Raw genomic sequence first — 19,506 nt, 5'->3', positions numbered from 1 at the left:
CACCGGTTTCCCCACCGGGGCCACCTGCTTCCCCACCGGCACCCCCCGAGTCCCCACCGGCACCATCCGCCGCCGCACCGGTACCCCTGCCGAGGTCGGCAGCGGCAGCCCCGCCTCCCAGGCGCTGCGCCAGTCGGCCCAGTGCCGCGTACTGGTCGGCCAGGCCCGCCGGGCCCTCGCCCACGGGGTCCTTGAAGTAGAAGCCCAGTTCGCCGAGCGGGCCGGTCAGGCCGGCCTCGTGGGCCCGGGCGGTCAGGCGGGCCAGGTCCAGGACCAGGGGTGCGGCCAGGGCCGAGTCGCAGCCCTGCCAGATCGTCTGGAGGATCATGCGGGTGCCGAGGAAGCCGTCGAAGGCGATGTGGTCCCAGGCGGTCTTCCAGTCGCCGAGGGCCGGGACGTCGTCGATGTGCACCTCGCCCTCGGGTACGGTGCCGAGGGTGTCGGCGAGGACGCGTTCCTTGCCGGCGTTCTTCGCCGCCGCGGCGGCCGGGTCGGCGAGGGCCGCGCCGTCCCCGCCGCCGAGCAGGTTGGCGCCGGACCAGGCCCGTACGGTCAGCGCCCGCTGCGCGAACATCGGGCCGAGCACGGCCCGCAGCAGCGTCTGACCGGTCTTGCCGTCCCGGCCGGCGTGGGGCAGGCCGCTCCGCTCTGCCTCGCGGGCGGCGACGGGGTGGTGCATGCCCTCGGAGGGCGTGAAGTTGACGTAGGGGCAGCCCGCGCGCAGGGCCGCCAGGGCGTACAGGGTGCTGGCCGGCAGCGGGGCGCCGGGCCCCTGGGAGGCGGGTTCGGTGGAGGCGACGTTCACCACCACGGCCCGCTCCAGCTCGTTGCGGTGGACGAAGTCGCGTATGTCGTCGGCGAAGGCCGTGATCAGTTCGGCCTCGCTCCTGGTGTCGCCCGGGGTGGGACCGCCGGGCCTGATCTCCCGGTCGGCGGCGGCGAGTTCCGCGGCGACGGCGGCGGCGACGCCCGGTGGGAGGACGCCACCCGCGGTCAGGGTCTCGGCGCGTTTGGGCAGGGAACAGTCGACGGTGTCGTGGCCACCGAAGACGAGGTCGGACAGGGCGGGCAGGCCGCTGCCGGTGAACGCCGGCGTCTCGGTCACCATGCCGGTGGGCGGGTGCAGTCCCGCGGTGACGGCGGCGCACCCCGTGACGACGGTGGTGGCGACGGAGCCTCGGGCTCCGATCAGCCACACCCCCACACGCGGTCGGGAGAGGGACGCGGACATGGGCAGCCTCCTTGTCGTGCGCGATCCCCGGGGGGAGGGACAAAGACGGCGGGCGGGGGTCCGGCGTCCCCCGCCCGCCGCCGTTCAGTCGCCCGTGACGGGCAGTTCCTTGAGCTGGATGTTGCGGAAGGAGACCTGGTCGTCGGCGCCGTGGTTCTGCAGGCCGATGTAGCCGTCGGTCAGGCTCCGCTGGGGGTCCTTGTTGGTGAAGTCGTTGATCTTGACTCCGTTGAGGAACACCTGGAGGCGTTCGCCCTGGACCTTGATCTCGTAGGAGTTCCACTGGCCGGGCGGCCGCAGGACCTGGTCACGGGCCGTGATGTTCGCCGACTTGAACGAGTAGACGGAGCCCGTGGTGCGGTCCGGCGCGTCCGTGGCGTCGATCTGGATCTCGTAGCCCTTGTTCACCGCGGACCAGGGGTCGTCGGAGGCGGGGAAGCCCACGAAGATCCCGGAGTTGTCGTCGCCCCGCATCTTCCAGTCGAGCTTCAGGGAGTACGACTTCAGCTCCTTGGCCTGGTACCAGAGCAGGCCCATGCCGCCCTCGGACTCCAGGGTGCCGTCGACGACGTTGAACTTGCCGGGTCCGGCCTGCTTCCAGCCGTCCAGAGTCTGGCCGTTGAAGATCTTCCGGTAGCCCGTGGTCGGCTTGCAGTCGGCCTTGACCTGGCCGGTGGCGTACTGCAGGCCGCCGAGCAGATGGGCCCGGAAGGCCTCCTCGGCGTAGGACTCCTTGGTGTGCCCGCCGCCGGTGTAGAAGGAGCGGCCGCCGCCGTAGCTCTGGCACCAGGCGATCGGGTGGTCGCCCTTCATGGTGCCGCCCTGGTAGGTGGTCTCGTCCAGGGTGGCGAGGACCTTGGCCTGCTCACGCGGGTTGGTGCGGTAGTTGTACCACTCGTCGGTGCGCTCCCAGGCGTCCTCCAGGTGCGCGGTGGACGGGTGGTCGTGGTCCTCGACACGGACCGTGGCCTGCTGGATGGCCGGGTGCGAGGCGAAGTAGGCGCCGACGAGGCCGCCGTAGAACTCCCAGTCGTACTCGGTGTCGGCGGCGGCGTGGATGCCCATGTAGCCGCCGCCGTTCGCGACGTAGTTCTCGAACGCCTTCTGCTGGTCGGCGTTGAGCACGTCACCCGTGGTGGACAGGAAGGCCACCGCGTCGTACTTGGCGAGGTTGGTCGTGGTGAACTGCCGGGCCTCCTCGGTCGCGTCGACCGTGATGCCGGCCGGGGCGCCGAGCTCCTTCAGGGCGGCGATGCCGGCCGGGATGGAGTCGTGCCGGAAGCCGGCGGTCTTGGAGAAGACCAGGACCCTCTTGCCGTTCGTGAACGGCTCCTTGGAGAACTCGAAGTCGTCCACGTCGTACAGCGCGCCCTCGCCGCCCTTGAAGACCAGGTAGATCTTCGTGGTGCCGCCGGGCAGCGACCGCAGCGGCACGTCGACGTTCTGGAATGTCTCCCAGCTGCCGGTCGGCGGGATGTAGGCCGAGCCGTGCAGCGGGCCGTCGGGCGAGCCGGTGCGCAACTCGATGAAGCCGCCCGCACCGCCGGAGGACGCCCGCACGGTCATCTTCTTCTGCCCGTCGAACCGGTAGGGGCTGAAGGAGATCCAGTCGCCGTCGTTGATGTCGCCGACGGTCTTGCCGCCGTTGGCGGCGGCCTTGTCGTAGGTCCTGATGCCGGACTGGGTGGTGAAGTGCTCGGCCTGGCGGTGCAGCGGCTGGAGCACGGCCCGCGCGGTGCCGGTCAGGGCCTCCTGGCCGTTCGCCCCGCCGTCGGTGTAGCTGGCACCGACGACACCGTAGATGTTGGCGTTGGGGTCGTGACCGCCGTCGCCGGCGGGCGGCTTCAGGGTGCCCTCGCAGCCCGTCTCGCTGGTCAGCTCGTGGGCGTGGGAGTCGTGGCCGAGGCTGTAGGAGACCTTGACCTTGGAGCAGTCGATGGTCTCGTCGGGGTCGGTGACGGTCACCTTGAAGGGGACGGGCTCGCCGAAGGCGGCCAGGGTGCCGTTGCCCGGGACGTCGATGCGCACCTTGGGCTCGGTGTTGCCGACCACGATCCGTACGCTGGCGTTGCCGGTGTTGCCCTCGGGGTCCTCGGCGGTGAAGGTGGCGGTGTAGGTGCCGACCTTCTTGTACTGGTGGGTGGGGTTGAGGCCCTCACCCGTGGTGCCGTCGCCGAAGTCCCAGCTGTAGGTGAGGTCCGGGGAGTCGGCGTCCGTGGCGGAGCCGGTGAACGTGACCTTCAGCCCGGCCGCTCCGGACGTCTTGTTGGCGCTCACCTCGGCGATCGGCGAGAAGCCGTCCTCGGCGTTCTCGATCCGGTACAGCGCGGAGTGCTCGTCGCCCTGGAACCAGGAGACGCCGTAGTCGAGGACGTAGAGCGCGCCGTCGGGGCCGAACTCCATGTCCATGATCTGGGTGCCGGTCCACGGGAAGTCGTTGATCTTCGCGACCGAGCCGTCCTCGTTCTGCTCGATCCGCTTGATCCACCGGCGGCCGAACTCACCCGCGAAGAAGTCGCCGTCGTACGCCTCCGGGAACTTCACCTCGGAGTCGAGGTCGGGGTCGTAGCGGTAGACGGGGCCGCCATCGGGGACTCCGAGCCGCTGCCGAACTCGGGCACCGAGCCGCCGTCGTAGGGGATCCAGGCGGCCTGCGCGGGCGGCAGGTCGACCAGGCCCGTGTTGTGCGGCGAGGTGTTCTTCGGGGCGGCGCAGTCGAACTTCTCGCCGGAGGTGCCGGTGGCGAAGTCGTAGTCGATGTAGGCGTCGTTGTTCCCGGTGCAGAACGGCCAGCCGAAGTTGGCGGCCTTGGTCACCTTGGCGAACTCGACCTGTCCCGCCGGGCCCCGGCTGGGGTTGGCGGCGCCCGCGTCGGGACCGTAGTCACCGACGTACACGATGCCGGTCTTGTCGTCGACGCTCATCCGGAACGGGTTGCGGAAGCCCATCGCGTAGATCTCGGGGCGGGTCTTCTCCGTGCCCGGGGCGAAGAGGTTGCCCTCCGGGATGGTGTACGAGCCGTCCTCGGCGACCTTGATGCGCAGGATCTTGCCGCGCAGGTCGTTGGTGTTGCCGGAGCTGCGGCGGGCGTCGAAGGCCGGGTTGCGGTTCGGCCGGTCGTCGATCGGCGTGTAGCCGTCGGAGGCGAACGGGTTGGTGTCGTCGCCGGTCGACAGGTAGAGGTTGCCGTCCGCGTCGAAGTCGATGTCGCCGCCGACGTGGCAGCAGATGCCGCGGGAGGCCGCGACGTCCAGGACCTTCTTCTCGCTGGCCAGGTCCAGGGTGCCGTTGGGGTTCAGGACGAAGCGGGAGAGCCGGTTGACGCCGTCGAACTTCGCGAAGTCCTCGGCGGTGCCGGTCTCCGGGGCGTCGCCCGCGGGGGTGTCGAGCGGCGGGGCGTAGTAGAGGTAGATCGCCCGGTTGTTCTCGAAGTCCGGGTCGATGCCGACGCCCTGCAGGCCCTCCTCGTCGTGGCTGTAGACGTCGAGCTTGCCGGCGATCTTGGTGACGCCGCCCTGGTCGGTCAGGCGCAGCGTGCCGTCGCGCGAGGTGTGCAGGACGCTGCGGTCCGGGAGCACGGCGAGCGACATCGGCTCGCCCGTCTCGGGCTCGCCCTTGGCGAGCGGCACTTGCTGGAACTGCCCCTCTGCGGCGGCCGGTTCGGCGTGTTCCGGGTGGCCGGGGTGGGCGCCGGCGACGGTCGCCGGCGTGCCCACGGCCAGCAGCAGGCCGGTGAACAGGGCGACGGCGGTGCGAAGTGTGGGGCGCTTCGGGGCGCGGGTGGTGCGGAGTCTGGTTCTGTGCACGAAGTCCCTCCGGGAACGGGGTGGGCCGTACGGGATGGGTCGAAGACGTGCGGTGCGGGCGCCGGGGTGCGCCGTCACCCCGGAGGCGTGTGTGTCTGTCCTGAACACTTCAGGGACGGTAACCGCGTCCCTCCGGGGATGAACACCCCTTGTGCCAGGATCGGTTGAACTTTCTCCCATCACAGGACAAAGCCGGATCAGGGCAGGCCGGAGGGGGGACCGGCGGTTGTTCCGGTCCCCGTCCCCGACCTGCGCCGGGTGCGCGCTTCAGCTGTTGAACGCGGCGTCGAAGGACGCGCTGGGCGGCTCGAAGTCGAAGGCCTTCAGGCGGGACAAAGCCTCGGGGGCGCCCTGGAGCCGGTCCATTCCGGCGTCCTCCCACTCGACGGAGATGGGGCCCTGGTAGTCGATGGAGCGCAGCATGCGGAAGACGTCCTCCCAGGGGACGTCGCCGTGGCCGGCGGAGACGAAGTCCCAGCCGCGCCGCGGGTCGCCCCAGGGCAGGTGGGAGCCGAGCCGTCCGTTGCGGCCGTCGAGGCGCTTGCGGGCCTCCTTGCAGTCGACGTGGTAGATCCGGTCGCGGAAGTCCCACAGGAACCCGACCGGGTCGAGGTCCTGCCACACGAAGTGCGAGGGGTCGAAGTTCAGCCCGAACGCGGGACGGTGGTCGACCGCCTCCAGCGCACGCTGGGTGGTCCAGTAGTCGTAGGCGATCTCGGAGGGGTGCACCTCGTGCGCGAACCGCACGCCCTCGGCGTCGAAGACGTCCAGGATCGGGTTCCAGCGCTCGGCGAAGTCCTCGTAGCCGCGGTCGATCATCGACTCGGGAGCGGGCGGGAACATCGCGACGAGGTGCCAGATGGCGGAGCCGGTGAAGCCGATGACGGTGTCGACGCCGAAGGCGGCCGCGGCACGCGCGGTGTCCTTGATCTCGGCGGCGGCACGCTGCCGTACGCCCTCCGCGTCGCCGTCGCCCCAGATCCGGGCGGGCAGGATGGCCTGGTGGCGCTCGTCGATGATGGCGTCGCAGACGGCCTGGCCGACCAGGTGGTTGGAGACGGCCCAGCACTTCAGGCCGTACTTGTCGAGGAGCTGGTGCCTCGACGCGATGTAGGAGGGGTCGTTGAGTGCCTTGTCGACCTCGAAGTGGTCGCCCCAACAGGCGAGTTCGAGACCGTCGTAGCCGAAGTCGCGGGCCAGGCGGCAGACTTCCTCGAGGGGCAGGTCGGCCCACTGGCCGGTGAAGAGCGTGAACGTACGCGGCATTGCCGACGCCTCCTAGACCGCGATCGGGGTGTAGACGGAGTTCTTCTCTGCGCTCTCCTCCACCGCGGCGAGGACGCGCTGCACCTGGAGCCCGTCGGCGAAGGAGGGTTCGGGGCGGCGGCCCTCGGCGACCGCGTGGACCAGGTCGCGGGCCTGGTGGACGAAGGTGTGCTCGTAGCCGAGGCCGTGGCCGGGCGGCCACCAGGCGTCCAGGTAGGGATGGTCGGGTTCGGTGACGAGGATGCGGCGGAAGCCGGCCCGGGTGCCGGGCTCGGTGCCGTCGTGGTACCAGAGCTCGTTGAGCCGTTCCAGGTCGAAGGCGAGCGAGCCGCGCTCGCCGTTGAGTTCGATGCGCAGGGCGTTCTTGCGTCCGGTGGCGTACCGGGTGGCCTCGAAGGAGGCGAGCGCACCGGAGGCGAAGCGGGCGGTGAACAGGGCGGCGTCGTCGACGGTGACCTGCCCGGTCCCCTCGGCGGAGACGGCGCCCAGGCCACGGGCGGCCCCCGCGAGCGGCCGTTCCCGGACGAACGTCTCGGTGAGCGCCGACACCCCCGCGAGCTGCTCCCCCGCCAGGTACTGCGCCAGGTCGACGATGTGCGCGCCGAGGTCGCCGAGCGAGCCGGAGCCGGCCAGTTCCCTGCGCAGCCGCCACGTCAGCGGGGCCTGCGGGTCGACCAGCCAGTCCTGGAGGTACGTCACCCTGACGTGCCGCAGGGTGCCGACGCTGCCCTCGGCCACCATCCGCCGGGCCAGCGCGGTGGCCGGCAGCCGGCGGTAGTTGAAGCCGACCATCGCCAGCTGACCGCGTGCCTGCGCCGCCTCGGCCGCGGCGGCCATCGTCTCGGCCTCCTCGACGGAGTTGGCGAGGGGCTTCTCGCACAGGACGTGCTTGCCGGCGGCCAGCGCGGCCAGCGCGATCTCGGCGTGGCTGTCGCCGGGTGTGCAGATGTCGACCAGGTCGACGTCGTCCCGGGCGATCAGCGCCCGCCAGTCGGTCTCGGCCGCCGCCCAGCCGTGCCGGCCGGCCGCCGCGCGTACGGCCGCCTCGTCCCGCCCGCAGATCACGGCGAGCACCGGCTGCCGGGGCAGGTCGAAGACGCGGCCCGCGGTGCGCCAGCCCTGGGAGTGGGCGGCGCCCATGAAGGCGTAGCCGACCATGCCGATGCGCAACGGGGGCTTTTCGGCCTCGGTCCCTTCGGGCGCTTGCGGCTGTGCCATTCGGATGTCCTCCTCGTCGTCGTGGCGCGGTGGGGGGTGGGGGCCCGGCCCGTTCAGGAAGGCCGGGCCCCTGGAGCGGGGCGCCTCACTCGAAGCCGGTGGACATGTACTGGTCGACGTTGGTCTTGTCGACGACGGCCGAGTACAGCGTGAGCGACGCCGGGATCTCGAACTCGGCGAGGCCTCCGACGCCCTTGCCCTGGCCGAGGGCGCGGGCGAGGTCGATGGCGGAGGCGGCCATGGTGGGCGGGTAGAGGACGGTCGCCTTCAGCACGCCCTCGTCCTGCTTGATGGCCTGGAAGGCGGAGAGCGCGCCCGCGCCGCCGACCATCAGGAAGTCGTCGCGCCCGGCCTGCTCGATGGCGCGCAGCGCGCCCACGCCCTGGTCGTCGTCGTGGTTCCACAGCGCGTCGAACTTCGACTGCGCCTGGAGCAGCTGGGCCATCTTGGCCTGGCCGGACTCGACGGTGAACTCGGCAGCCTGGCGGGCCACCTTGCGGATGTTCGGGTAGTTCTTCAGCGCGTCGTCGAAGCCCTGGGTGCGCTGCTTGGTCAGCTCCAGGTTGTCCAGGCCGGCCAGTTCGATGACCCGGGCGTCGGACTTGTCCTTGAGCTTCTCGCCGATGTAGTGGCCGGCGTTGAGGCCCATGCCGTAGTTGTCGCCGCCGATCCAGCAGCGGTAGGCCTGCGGGGTGTTGAAGATCCGGTCCAGGTTGACCACCGGGATCCCGGCCGCCATCGCCTTGAGCCCGACCTGGGTGAGCGCCTTGCCGTCGGCGGGCAGGATGACCAGGACGTCGACCTTCTTGTTGATGAGGGTCTCGATCTGGCCGATCTGCGCGGCGGTGTCGTTGGAGCCCTCGGTGATCTCCAGCGTCACGTCCTCGTACTTCTCGGCGCGGCTCTTGGCGTTGGAGTTGATCGCGGCGAGCCAGCCGTGGTCTGCCTGCGGTCCGGCGAAGCCGATGGTGACCGGCTTTCCGGGCTTGTCGTCGGCGGCCGGCTGTGGGTCGGCGGCCTGCTCCTTCTCCTTCGGCTCGTTGCTGGTGCACCCGGCGAGGAGGGCACCGGCCGAGACAGCGGCGGTCCCGAAGAGCAGTCCTCTGCGACTGGTGAGTTGCGACATGGCGGTGAACCCTTTCCTCAGGTCGTGCTCGCGGTACGGCGCTGGACCAGCACGGCGGCGACGATGATCGCGCCCTTGGCGATCTGCTGGACGTCGCTCTGCAGGTTGTTCAGGGCGAAGATGTTGGTGATGGTGGTGAAGATCAGGACGCCGAGCACGGAGCCGACGATGGTGCCGCGGCCCCCGCTGAGCAGCGTGCCGCCGATGATCGCGGCCGCGATGGCGTCGAGTTCGTAGAGGTTGCCGTTGGTGTTCTGACCCGAACCGGACAGGATGATCAGCAGGAACGCGGCGATGCCGCAGCACAGCCCGGAGAGCAGGTACAGGTACAGCCGCTGGCGGCGTACGTCGATGCCCGCCAGCCGCGCCGCCTCGGCGTTGCCGCCGACGGCGACGGTGCGGCGTCCGAAGGTGGTGCGGTTCAGCAGCAGCCAGCCGATGACCGTGACGACCGCGAAGACGAGGACGAGCGGCGGGATGCCGAGCACGTACGCGTCGCGCTCGCCCAGGTCGAGGATGCCGTCGACCGTCACGATCTGCGTCCGGCCGTCCGTGATCTGCAACGCCAGTCCGCGCGCCGAGGCCAGCATGGCGAGGGTCGCGATGAACGGCACCATCCCGCCGTAGGCGATGAGCAGTCCGTTGACCAGGCCGCAGCCGAGGCCCACGAGCACCGAGGTGAACAGGATGCCGCTGAAGCCGAACTCCTGGGTGGCGACGGTGGTCGCCCAGACGGAGGCGAGGGCGACGATCGCGCCGACGGAGAGGTCGATGCCGCCGGAGACGATGACGAAGGTCATGCCGACGGTGACGACGCCGATCACGGAGGCCTGGGTCAGGACGAGTTGCAGGTTGCGGGTGTCCAGGAACTCGTCCGGCTTGGTGATGCCGCCGATCAGGATCAGGGCGGCGAGCACGCCGAGCAGGGACAGGGTGCGGACGTCGGCGCGGACCACCCGGCCGCGCCAGGCGGGGGGTCGAGCGGCCGACGGCGCCTTGTCGGCGCTGTCCCGCGGCGGGGAGACGGGCTGCGTCATGACGCCGGGCTTCCTTCCATCACGAGGTCGAGTACGCGGTGTTCGTCCAGCTCATGGGCGGGCGCGGTGTGTACGACGCGCCCCTCGCGCAGCACCAGCACGCGGTCGGCGAGGCCGAGCACCTCGGGCACCTCGCTGGAGACCAGCAGCACCGCGAGGCCCTCGTCGGCGAGACGCCGCACGACCGCGTACAGCTCGGCGCGGGCGCCGACGTCGACGCCGCGGGTCGGCTCGTCGAGCAGCAGGACCCGGCAGCCGCGCAACAGCCAGCGGGCGAGGACGGCCTTTTGCTGGTTGCCGCCGGAGAGGGTGCGGATCGGCACCGACGGGTTGTCGGGGCGCAGCGACAGCTCGCGGGTCGCGGCCCGTGCCGCGCCCAGTTCGGCGCCGCGGTCGATCCAGCCGCCGCGCGAGAAGCGGGACATGGAGGAGACCGAGACGTTGCGGGTGACCGACTCCAGCATCAGCAGGGCCTGCGCCTTGCGTTCCTCGGGGGCGAGCCCGAGTCCGGCGTGGACCGCGGCGCGTACGCTGCCCGGCCGCAACTGCCGTCCGTCGACCAGGACATGGCCAGCGGAGGGCTTGCGGGCGCCGTAGATCGTCTCCAGGATCTCCGAGCGCCCTGAGCCGACCAGCCCCGCAAGGCCGACGATCTCGCCGGGACGCACGGTCAGGTCGAAGGGCTCGAACTCGCCGTCCCGGGCCAGTCCCCGCACTTCCAGCACCGGCTCCCCGCCCCCCGGTGAGGCCGGCCGCTCGGGGAAGACGTACTCGACGTTCCGGCCGGTCATCAGCGCCACGACCTCACGGGTCGGCGTCGACTTCGCGGGCAGCCCGCCCGCCACCGCGCGCCCGTCCTTGAGCACGGTCACCCGGTCGCCGATCCGGCGGATCTCCTCCAGGCGGTGCGAGATGTAGACGACGGCGACGCCCTCGGCGGTGAGGTCGCCGACGATCCGGAAGAGGTTGTCGACCTCGTCGGGGTCGAGAGCGGCGGACGGCTCGTCCATCACGATGAGCCGCACGTCGTGGGAGAGCGCGCGGGCCATGGAGACGATCTGCTGCTGGGCGGCCGACAGTTCGCCGACGAGACGCGCCGGGTCGATCTCCGGATGACCCAGTCGCTTCAGGAGCTGGGCCGTCGACGCCTTCGCCGCCTTGCGCCGTACGACGAAACCGGCGGCCGTGGGCTCATGGCCGAGGTGGACGTTCTCGGCGACCGACAGGTGCTCGACCAGGTCGAGTTCCTGGTAGATGGTGGCGATGCCGAGGCGCATCGCGGCGATCGGCGAGCGCAGGGTGACCGGCTCGCCGCGCCAGCGGATCGTGCCGGTGTCGGGCTGGTGGGCGCCGGCCAGGACCTTGATGAGGGTGGACTTGCCGGCACCGTTCTGGCCGAGCAGACAGTGCACTTCACCGGCCTGGACGTCGAGGTCGACGCCGTCCAGGGCACGGACGCCGGGGAACGACTTGGTGATGCCGGACATGCTGAGCAGCGGTGGTTCTGGTGCCATGTGGGTTCCCCTTGGCTGGCGTACGGGGGCCGGATTCAGGGCAGCGCGGAGCAGCGCACGGGGCGGGAGGCTGTGCGGAACGCCGGGCCGGGATGCTTCGCGGGACGCTGGGTGGGTGCGGTGCGGGACGTCGTGCCGGTCGTGCTCGGGTGGGACGCTGTGCCGGTCGTGCTCGGGTGGGTAAGAGGTGCCTACGCGGGTGAGTACGAGGTGCCTACGCGGGTGAGTACGAGGTGCTTACACAGGGAGTACGAGGTGCTTACGCGGGTGAGAACAGGTGGTCGCTGATCAGCCGGGCCGCGCCGATGACGCCGGCGGTGGGCCCCAACTCACCAAGGACGATGGGCAGGTTGCCGGTCGCCAGCGGCAGCGACTGGCGGTAGACCTGGGTGCGGAGCGCGGCGAGCAGCGTGTGGCCGAGGCCGGTCACCCCACCGCCGATCACCACCAGGCCGGGATTGAAGAAGCTGACCAGGCCGGCGATGACCTGGCCGGTGCGGTTGCCGCCCTCGCGGATCAGCTCGAGCGCGGTCGCGTCCCCCGCGGCGGCCGCGGCGGCGACGTCGACGGCGGTGAGCGTGCCGTGCGTCTCCAGCCGTGCCGCGAGTTCGGGTGACAGTCCCTGCTGGGCGGCCTCCACGGCGTCACGGGCCAGCGCGGCGCCGCTGAAGTGGGCCTCCAGGCAGCCCCGGTTGCCACAGGCGCACGGACGTCCGTCGGGCACGGCCTGGATGTGCCCGATGTCGCCCGCGGAACCCGTCGTACCGCGGTGCACGGCGCCGCCGACGACGATGCCGCAGCCGATGCCGGTGCCGATCTTGACGCAGAGGAAGTCGCCCACGGAGCGTGCGACGCCCGCGTGCATCTCCCCCATCGCCATCAGGTTCACGTCGTTGTCGACCATGACCGGGCAGCCGAGCTCCTGGCTGAGCGCCTCCCGCACCGGGAAGCCGTCCCAGCCCGGCATGATCGGCGGTGCCACGGGGACGCCCTCGGGGAAGCGGACCGGCCCCGGGACGCCTATGCCGGCGCCGTCGAAGCCCTCCGCGAGCCCGGAGGCCCGCAGCTTGGCGGCCATCGACAGCACCTGCTCGAAAACCGCGACGGGTCCCTCGCGCACTTCCATCGGCTGGGTGATGTGCCCCAGGATCTCCAGCTCCGCGTTGGTGACCGCGACGTCGATGGAGGTCGCGCCGATGTCGACGCCGAGGAAGCGCAGGTTCGGTGCCAGCCGGATGTTGTGCGAGCGGCGTCCGCCGCGCGAGGCGGCGAGTCCGTCGGCGACGATCAGGCCCGTCTCCAGCAGCCGGTCCACCTCCACGGCCAGCTTGGACCGCGAGAGGTCGACCCGATCGCCCAGCTGGGCCCGGGAGTTGGGCCCGCCGTCACGCAACAGCTTCAGCAGCCTTGCCTGATGGGCGTTCGCGGGTCGCGCCGTCATGCGTCTCACGAGCCCCTCCCCGCCTCGAATCGGCCGTCGCTGTCCGGCTTTCGAAGGGAAAGTAGCAGCGGCTGCCGGGAGTGGGAAGAAGGTGCGCACGAATTACCGCTGACTTTTTCCACTCACAGGACAAAGAGCGGGGCGTGGGCGCGCCGAGGGAGGGGGTTTGGGGTGGGTTGGGCGGTGAGATCGCCAGAGAACGCGGACGCGAAGCGGGCGGTGAACAGGCGTGTCAGGGCGCTCCACGCGCGGGACGACCGAGGGCGGCGTCGCCGCCGCCCCCATCCCTGCCGTCACGACGCGGGCGCGCCAGGCGACTGACGCGGCTGCCGCAGGCGAACGCTAGGAACGCGGGCGTGCGTGGTACGACTTGCGCGTGTGCTCGGTGTGCGCGCGCATGATCTGCGTCGCGCGCCCCTCGTCCCGTGCCGTGATCGCGGCGATCAGCTCACGGTGCTCGATCCAGGACTGCTTGCCGCGCTGCCGGGCGACCGGCGTGTAGTACCAGCGGACCCGCCGGTCCACCTGCGCGGCGAGTTCGGCGAGGACGGCGTTGCCCGCCAGCTCCATGATCTTCGCGTGGAAACGGGCGTTGAGCGCGACCGCGCCGTCCACGTCGTCGGCGGCGACGGCGCCCTCGCCCTGCGCGCACAGCTCCTCCAGCGCGGCGACGCCGGCGCTGCCCGCGTTGGCGGCGGCGAGCCGGGCCGCCTCGGCCTCCAGCAGCGTACGGACTGTCAGGAGCTGGTCGGCCTCCTCCTCGGTCGGCTCGTGCACGAACGCGCCCTGCGCCGGACGCAGATCGACCCATCCCTCGGTGTTGAGCCGCTGCAACGCCTCGCGCACCGGCTGCCGGGACACGCCGAGGTGCCCGGCGAGTTCACTCTCGACGAGGTGCTGGCCGGGCTGGAGGGCGCGGGTGGTGATGAGTTCGAGCAGCGCCTCGTAGACGCGGTCGCGCAGCGGGCCGGGACGTTCGAGCTTGGGCACCGCACCTTGCGGCAGTCCTGTCGACAACATCGGTCCCCCTCCTGGCAGGGCCGGGCACGGCGGACGGCGACGCGAGAGCAACCTCGGAGCCGTAAAGCCCTGGGAAAGACAGTATCAATTGCCTTTTGTCTACAGTCTACGGCGCACAAGGGCCAGCAGAAACGACAGTTGACCTCGTCACACTCCCGCGCGAGCGGCGCTCATGGACACCGGACGACCTGCCCGGCGTACGACAGGTTCCCCCCGAACCCGAACAGCAGCACCGGATCGCCGGTCGAGACCGCCCCCTGCTCCACCAGCTTGGACAGGGCGAGGGGAATGCTGGCCGCCGAGGTGTTCCCGGAGTCGGCGACGTCGCGCGCGATGACCGCGTTCACGGCGCCCAGCTTCTCGGCGAGCGGTTCGATGATGCGCAGGTTGGCCTGGTGCAGCACCACGGCGGCGAGGTCCTCGGGCGCGTACCCGGCGCGCTCGCAGGCCTGCCGGGCGAGCGGCGGCAGGCGGGTGGTCGCCCACCGGTAGACGCTCTGCCCCTCCTGGGCGAACCGCGCCGGCTCCCCCTCGATGCGCACCGCGTGTCCCATCTCGGGCACCGAGCCCCAGAGCACCGGACCCACGCCCGGCTCGTCGCAGGCCTCCACGACGGCGGCCCCCGCTCCGTCGCCGACCAGCACGCACGTCGTCCGGTCGGTCCAGTCGGTGACGTCGGACATCTTGTCGGCGCCGATGACCAGCGCCCGGGTCGAGGCCCCCGCCCGGACGGTGTGGTCGGCGGTGGCGAGGGCGTGGGTGAAGCCGGCGCACACCACGTTGACGTCCATCGCGGCGGGCCGGGGGATGCCGAGCCGTGCCGCGACCCGGGCGGCCATGTTCGGGGAGCGGTCGACGGCCGTCGACGTGGCGACGAGGACCAGGTCGATGTCCGCGGGCGTCAGCCCGGCCGCCGCGAGCGCCTTGGCGGCGGCGTGCGCGGCCAGTTCGTCCACCGGTTCGTCGGGGCCGGCGATGTGGCGGGTGCGGATGCCGACCCGGGTTCTGATCCACTCGTCGCTGGTGTCGACCAGGCCCGCCAGGTCCTCGTTGGTGAGCACCTTGGCGGGCTGGTAGTGGCCGACGGCGGAGATGCGCGAGCCGTTCATGGGGGTCCCCTCGTTGCTGCTGCCGGAAGCGGGACTCACCAGTCTGGTCAGCGACTCACGAGTAGCGGTGCAGGCAAAGGCACAGGAATGGGACCGCCGGCTTGTCGGTTTCCGCAGGCCGCCGGACGCCCAGTCCGGCGGATCGGCCACGTGCCGCCGCCGTCGCGGCGGCTCGTGGGCCGTGGGTCCCCGGCGCCTCACCCGGTGAACAACTGAGTGGCCTTACGCACGAGTTCGTACAGGCCGTACGCGAGCGGCGCGCCCACCCACACCCAGGCGAGCACGATCAGCGGCCGCCGGTCAGGCGGACTCTGACTGCTGTCGTTCGACATCGACGGCCTCCTGCCGGGGTGCGGGGACGTGGTGGTGGCGGGCATGCACCGGGCGGACGAGTTCGTTGGCGACGAAGCCGACGGCCAGCAGGCCGATCATGATGGTGAACGACAGCCCGTACAGGGACGCGCCGTGCTTGCCGGCCTCCTCCTGCCGGTCGGCGATCCAGTTGACGATCAGCGGTCCGAGCACGCCGGCCGTGGACCAGGCGGTGAGCAGCCGCCCGTGGATCGCGCCGACCTGGTAGGTGCCGAAGAGGTCCTTGAGGTACGCCGGGACCGTCGCGAATCCGCCGCCGTAGAAGGAGAGGATCACCAGGGCGCACAGGATGAACAGCGGCTTGGAGGAGTCGCCGAACAGCGCGATGAGCAGGTACATCAGCGCGCCGACGCCCAGGTAGACGCGATAGATGTTCTTGCGTCCGATCAGGTCGGACGTCGACGACCAGGCGATGCGGCCCGCCATGTTCGCCGCCGAGAGCAGGGCGACGAAACCGGCGGCGGCGGTCGCCGTGACCGGTGTGGGGGTGTCCGCGAAGAAGTCGGTGATCATCGGCGCGGCCTTCTCCAGGACGCCGATGCCGGCGGTCACGTTCATGCAGAGCACGACCCACAGGCACCAGAACTGGGGCGTGCGGATGGCCTGGTTCGCGGACACCTGAGGGCCGGTGGGGGCTTGTCGCGCGGTCCCCGGGGCCTCGGGAGCACTGCTCGGGACCCGCACCAGGAGAACGCCCAGCAGCATGAAGACGGCGTAGGACAGGCCGTGCACCAGGAACGCCAGTGCCAGGCCGCCGCTGTCGGATCCGAAGGACTCCAGCATCTGGGCGCTCCACGGCGAGGCGATCAGCGCGCCGCCGCCGAAGCCCATGATGGCGATGCCGGTGGCCATGCCGGGCCGGTCCGGGAACCACTTGATCAGCGTGGAGACCGGTGAGATGTAGCCGATGCCGAGGCCGATCCCGCCGACGAAGCCGTAGCCGAGGACGATCAGCCAGTACTGCTCCGTCGCCGCGCCGAGCGCGGACAGCAGGAAGCCCGACGAGAAGCACACCAGCGCCACGGTCATCGCCCAGCGCGGCCCGTTGCGTTCCACGAGCGTGCCGCCGAAGGCGGCGGACAGGCCGAGCATGACGATGCCGAGCTGGAAGGGCAGCGCGCTCTGGGTGCCGCTGAGACCGAGCGCGGATTCGAGGGGCGGCTTGAACACGCTCCAGGCGTAGGCCTGCCCGATGGAGAGATGGACGGAGAGCGCGGCGGGCGGCACCAGCCAGCGGCTCCATCCCGGGGGTGCGACGGGGGGACTCATGGACCTTGGACGGTAGGAAGGCTCAAGGGAGTTGAGAAGGTCGCGCGTCGACCGTATGCGGTGAGCGGTATGCAGCGTGCGCCGAACGGTCATGGTGCGCAACCCTTGTCGACCCAACCTCCATACTGTAGACAATATTTCGTCGACATAAGCCGTACGGCCGTCACCTCCGCGGTATCCCTCAAACCGAACGGAGTGTTCCCGTGAAAGTCGCAGTCCTCGGCGCCGGAGCGATCGGCGCCTACGTCGGTGCCGCGCTCCACCACGCGGGCGCCGACGTCCATCTCATCGCCCGTGGACCGCACCTGGCGGCCATGAGGCAGCACGGCGTGCAAGTGCTCAGCCCCCGCGGTGACTTCACCGCTCGCGCCCATGCCACCGACGACCCGGCCGAGGTGGGCCCGGTCGACTACGTCTTCCTGGGCCTGAAGGCCAACTCGTACGCGGCGTGCGGGCCGCTGATCGAGCCGCTGCTGCACGACGGCACCGCGGTGATCGCCGCGCAGAACGGCATCCCCTGGTGGTACTTCCACCGCCACGGCGGCCCCCACGACGGCCACCGCATCGAGAGCGTGGACCCCGGCGGAGCGGTCAGTGCGGTGCTCGCGCCCGACCGGGCCATCGGCTGCGTCGTGTACGCGGCCACCGAACTGGAGGCGCCGGGTGTCGTACGGCACCTGGAAGGCACCCGGTTCTCCATCGGCGAGCCCGACCGCAGCGTCTCCGCGAGGTGCTCGGCCTTCAGCGAGGCCATGCGGGCCGGCGGCCTGAAGTGCCCGGTCGAACCGGACCTGCGCAACGACATCTGGCTGAAGCTGCTCGGCAACATCTCCTTCAACCCGATCAGCGCGCTCGCCCGCGCGACGATGCGCCAGATGTGCCTGCACGGCGGCACCCGCAAGGTCATCGAGATCATGATGACCGAGACGCTCGCCGTCGCCGAGGCCCTCGGCTGCGAGGTCGGCGTCTCCATCGAGCGCCGCCTCGCGGGCGCCGAGAAGGTGGGCGACCACCGCACCTCCACGCTCCAGGATTTGGAGCGCGGCAAACCGCTCGAACTCGACGTGCTGCTGGCAGCCGTCGTCGAGTTGGCGGAGATCACCGGCGTCGACGTGCCCACCCTGCGCACCGTGCACGCCATCTCGGACCTGCTCGCGCTGAGGAGCGCCGCATGAGGAAACGCCAGCCCCCGAAGAACTACACCCGGCTCACGCACCCGCTCGTCAGGGACGCGCGCGACGCCCCGTTCCGCCCGGCCACCTGGGACGAGGCCCTCGACCGCGCGGCGCGCGGACTGAGCGCCGCCCGGGGCGCGTTCGGGATGTTCTCCTGCGCCCGCGCCACGAACGAGATGAACTACGTCGCGCAGAAGTTCGCCCGGGTCGTCATGGGCACCAACAACGTCGACTCCTGCAACCGCACCTGCCACGCCCCCAGCGTGGCGGGCCTGTCCGCCGCCTTCGGCTCGGGCGGCGGGACGTCGTCGTACGAGGAGATCGAGCACACCGACGTCATCGTGATGTGGGGCTCCAACGCCCGCTTCGCGCACCCCATCTTCTTCCAGCACGTGCTGAAGGGGATCAGGAACGGGGCGCGCATGTACGCCGTCGACCCGCGCCGCACCTCGACCGCCGAGTGGGCGGAGAGCTGGCTGGGCCTGAACGTCGGCACCGACATCCCGATGGCCCACGCGATCGGCCGCGAGATCATCCACGCGGGGCTCGCCAACGAGGCGTTCATCGAGCGGGCGACCACCGGCTTCGAGGAGTACAAGGCGCTCGTCGAGCCGTGGACGCTCTCGCTCGCCGAGAAGGTGACGGGCGTACCGGCCGCCGCCATCCGCGAGCTGGCGCACGCCTACGCCCGCGCCGAGCGCGCCCAGCTGTGCTGGACCCTCGGCATCACCGAGCACCACAACGGCACCGACAACGTCCGCGCGCTGATCAACCTGTCCCTGCTGACCGGCCACGTGGGCCGCTTCGGCTCCGGCCTGCAGCCCCTGCGCGGCCAGAACAACGTGCAGGGCGGCGGCGACATGGGCGCGATCCCCAACCGCCTCCCCGGCTTCCAGGACATCCTCGACGCGGGCACCCGGCTGAAGTTCGAGTCCGCCTGGGACACCGTCATCCAGCCGCACTACGGGCTGAACCTCACGGAGATGTTCGAGGCGATGGAGGAGGGCACCCTCCGGGCCGTCTACTGCATCGGCGAGAACCCGGCCCAGTCGGAGGCGGACAGCGAGCAGGCGGTTCGCCGGCTGAAGGCCCTGGACTTCCTCGTCGTGCAGGACATCTTCCTGACGAAGACCGCCGAGCTGGCCGACGTCGTGCTCCCCGCGACCGCCGGGTGGGCCGAGACCGACGGCACGACGACCAACAGCGAGCGCCGCGTCCAGCGGGTGCGCCGCGCGGTGACCCCGCCCGGTGAGGCCCGCGAGGACATCGACATCATCTGCGACCTGGCGGCGCGCCTGGGCCACGACTGGAAGTACGCCGACGCCGAGGCCGTCTGGAACGAGCTGCGCTCCGTCTCTCCGGACCACTACGGGATGACGTACGACCGGCTCGAGGAGCACCAGGGCATCCAGTGGCCGTGCCCGAGCACCGACCGGCTGGAACCGACCTACCTGCACGGCCGGTTGTGGGAGACGGACCCGGTCAGGCGCGGCCGGCCGGCTCCCTTCGGGCTCGTCCAGCACGACCCGCCCGTCGACCTCACCGACGACGAGTACCCCGTCCGGCTCACCACCGGCCGCCGGCTCGACTCCTACAACACCGGTGTGCAGAGCGGCAGTTTCGCCTCGCCGCTGCGGCGCGGCGAGTACGTGGAGCTGTCCCCGGAGGACGCCGAGCGCTACGGGGTCGTGGTGGGCGAGGAGGTCCGGGTGACCTCCCGGCGCGGCTCCGTGGTCGCGCCGGTGTGGGTCGACACCGCGCTGCGGCCCGGGCTGGCCTTCATGACCATGCACTTTCCCGACGAGGTGGACACCAACCAGCTGACGATCGAGGCGAACTGCCCGATCGCAGGGACGGCGGAGTTCAAGGCGTCGGCGATCCGGATCGAGAAGCTTCCCGTCGCGACCATCGTGAGGTGACGT

At 71.1% G+C, this 19,506-nt stretch carries 12 protein-coding genes and 2 pseudogenes; 2 read left to right on the top strand and 12 right to left on the bottom strand.

What is annotated here, in order from left to right; translation table 11 throughout:
* Positions 1-115: 115 nt before the first annotated feature.
* The 12 genes and pseudogenes from IPT68_RS30805 to IPT68_RS30755 all read right to left on the bottom strand — a co-directional run.
* A pseudogene (locus IPT68_RS30805) lies at positions 116-1,231 on the bottom strand (inositol-3-phosphate synthase); the annotation flags it as partial.
* 84 nt (positions 1,232-1,315) lie between these two features.
* Positions 1,316-5,037 (bottom strand): annotated as a pseudogene (locus tag IPT68_RS30800) (ThuA domain-containing protein).
* A 267-nt stretch (positions 5,038-5,304) separates the two neighbouring features.
* Positions 5,305-6,303, bottom strand: coding sequence for a sugar phosphate isomerase/epimerase family protein (locus IPT68_RS30795; RefSeq protein WP_189698175.1), 999 nt, complete (start codon positions 6,301-6,303; stop codon positions 5,305-5,307).
* Positions 6,304-6,315: 12 nt separating this feature from the next.
* Entirely contained in the window at positions 6,316-7,521 is a 1,206-nt protein-coding gene (locus IPT68_RS30790; protein WP_189698176.1) for a Gfo/Idh/MocA family protein, read from the bottom strand.
* Positions 7,522-7,606: 85 nt separating this feature from the next.
* Positions 7,607-8,647: a substrate-binding domain-containing protein gene (locus tag IPT68_RS30785; protein ID WP_189698177.1), complete on the bottom strand. Its 1,041-nt coding sequence runs from the start codon at positions 8,645-8,647 to the stop codon at positions 7,607-7,609.
* 17 nt (positions 8,648-8,664) lie between these two features.
* Complete coding sequence (locus IPT68_RS30780; RefSeq protein ID WP_189698178.1) at positions 8,665-9,684, bottom strand: ABC transporter permease; 1,020 nt, start codon at positions 9,682-9,684, stop codon at positions 8,665-8,667.
* Complete coding sequence (locus IPT68_RS30775) at positions 9,681-11,198, bottom strand: sugar ABC transporter ATP-binding protein (RefSeq protein WP_189698179.1); 1,518 nt, start codon at positions 11,196-11,198, stop codon at positions 9,681-9,683. Before IPT68_RS30775 ends, IPT68_RS30780 begins: the two co-directional genes overlap by 4 nt.
* A 259-nt stretch (positions 11,199-11,457) precedes the next feature.
* Positions 11,458-12,639, bottom strand: coding sequence for an ROK family transcriptional regulator (locus IPT68_RS30770; protein WP_189698180.1), 1,182 nt, complete (start codon positions 12,637-12,639; stop codon positions 11,458-11,460).
* Positions 12,640-12,981: 342 nt separating this feature from the next.
* Positions 12,982-13,659: a GntR family transcriptional regulator gene (locus IPT68_RS30765; RefSeq protein ID WP_189698181.1), complete on the bottom strand. Its 678-nt coding sequence runs from the start codon at positions 13,657-13,659 to the stop codon at positions 12,982-12,984.
* 170 nt (positions 13,660-13,829) lie between these two features.
* Positions 13,830-14,768, bottom strand: a complete 939-nt coding sequence (locus tag IPT68_RS30760; protein ID WP_189698182.1) for a beta-ketoacyl-ACP synthase III — start codon at positions 14,766-14,768, stop codon at positions 13,830-13,832.
* Positions 14,769-14,965: 197 nt separating this feature from the next.
* Positions 14,966-15,100 (bottom strand): MFS transporter small subunit, encoded by a 135-nt coding sequence (locus IPT68_RS34685; protein ID WP_265583851.1) that lies wholly within the window; start codon positions 15,098-15,100, stop codon positions 14,966-14,968.
* Entirely contained in the window at positions 15,069-16,409 is a 1,341-nt protein-coding gene (locus IPT68_RS30755) for an OFA family MFS transporter (RefSeq protein ID WP_189698183.1), read from the bottom strand. Before IPT68_RS30755 ends, IPT68_RS34685 begins: the two co-directional genes overlap by 32 nt.
* A 203-nt stretch (positions 16,410-16,612) precedes the next feature.
* On the opposite strand from IPT68_RS30755, the gene IPT68_RS30750 reads away from it, so the two are divergent.
* Positions 16,613-17,584 (top strand): 2-dehydropantoate 2-reductase, encoded by a 972-nt coding sequence (locus tag IPT68_RS30750; RefSeq protein ID WP_189698184.1) that lies wholly within the window; start codon positions 16,613-16,615, stop codon positions 17,582-17,584.
* A complete protein-coding gene (locus tag IPT68_RS30745; RefSeq protein WP_189698185.1) occupies positions 17,581-19,503 on the top strand; it encodes a molybdopterin oxidoreductase family protein in 1,923 nt (640 codons plus the stop codon). Before IPT68_RS30750 ends, IPT68_RS30745 begins: the two co-directional genes overlap by 4 nt.
* The last annotated feature ends 3 nt before the right edge of the window (positions 19,504-19,506 follow it).

The organism is Streptomyces chromofuscus (genome assembly GCF_015160875.1).
GTDB classification, from domain to species: domain Bacteria; phylum Actinomycetota; class Actinomycetes; order Streptomycetales; family Streptomycetaceae; genus Streptomyces; species Streptomyces chromofuscus.
This window is presented reverse-complemented; position numbering and strand designations above follow the sequence as displayed.

What these genes read in the sequence shown, in the direction of transcription:
- IPT68_RS30765 (WP_189698181.1), bottom strand. Translation starts at nt 13,659, where the DNA reads ATGTTGTCGACAGGACTGCCGCAAGGTGCGGTGCCCAAGCTCGAACGT.
- IPT68_RS30785 (WP_189698177.1), bottom strand. Translation starts at nt 8,647, where the DNA reads ATGTCGCAACTCACCAGTCGCAGAGGACTGCTCTTCGGGACCGCCGCT.
- IPT68_RS34685 (WP_265583851.1), bottom strand. Translation starts at nt 15,100, where the DNA reads ATGTCGAACGACAGCAGTCAGAGTCCGCCTGACCGGCGGCCGCTGATC.
- IPT68_RS30770 (WP_189698180.1), bottom strand. Translation starts at nt 12,639, where the DNA reads ATGACGGCGCGACCCGCGAACGCCCATCAGGCAAGGCTGCTGAAGCTG.
- IPT68_RS30795 (WP_189698175.1), bottom strand. Translation starts at nt 6,303, where the DNA reads ATGCCGCGTACGTTCACGCTCTTCACCGGCCAGTGGGCCGACCTGCCC.
- IPT68_RS30775 (WP_189698179.1), bottom strand. Translation starts at nt 11,198, where the DNA reads ATGGCACCAGAACCACCGCTGCTCAGCATGTCCGGCATCACCAAGTCG.
- IPT68_RS30790 (WP_189698176.1), bottom strand. Translation starts at nt 7,521, where the DNA reads ATGGCACAGCCGCAAGCGCCCGAAGGGACCGAGGCCGAAAAGCCCCCG.
- IPT68_RS30745 (WP_189698185.1), top strand. Translation starts at nt 17,581, where the DNA reads ATGAGGAAACGCCAGCCCCCGAAGAACTACACCCGGCTCACGCACCCG.
- IPT68_RS30760 (WP_189698182.1), bottom strand. Translation starts at nt 14,768, where the DNA reads ATGAACGGCTCGCGCATCTCCGCCGTCGGCCACTACCAGCCCGCCAAG.
- IPT68_RS30755 (WP_189698183.1), bottom strand. Translation starts at nt 16,409, where the DNA reads ATGAGTCCCCCCGTCGCACCCCCGGGATGGAGCCGCTGGCTGGTGCCG.
- IPT68_RS30780 (WP_189698178.1), bottom strand. Translation starts at nt 9,684, where the DNA reads ATGACGCAGCCCGTCTCCCCGCCGCGGGACAGCGCCGACAAGGCGCCG.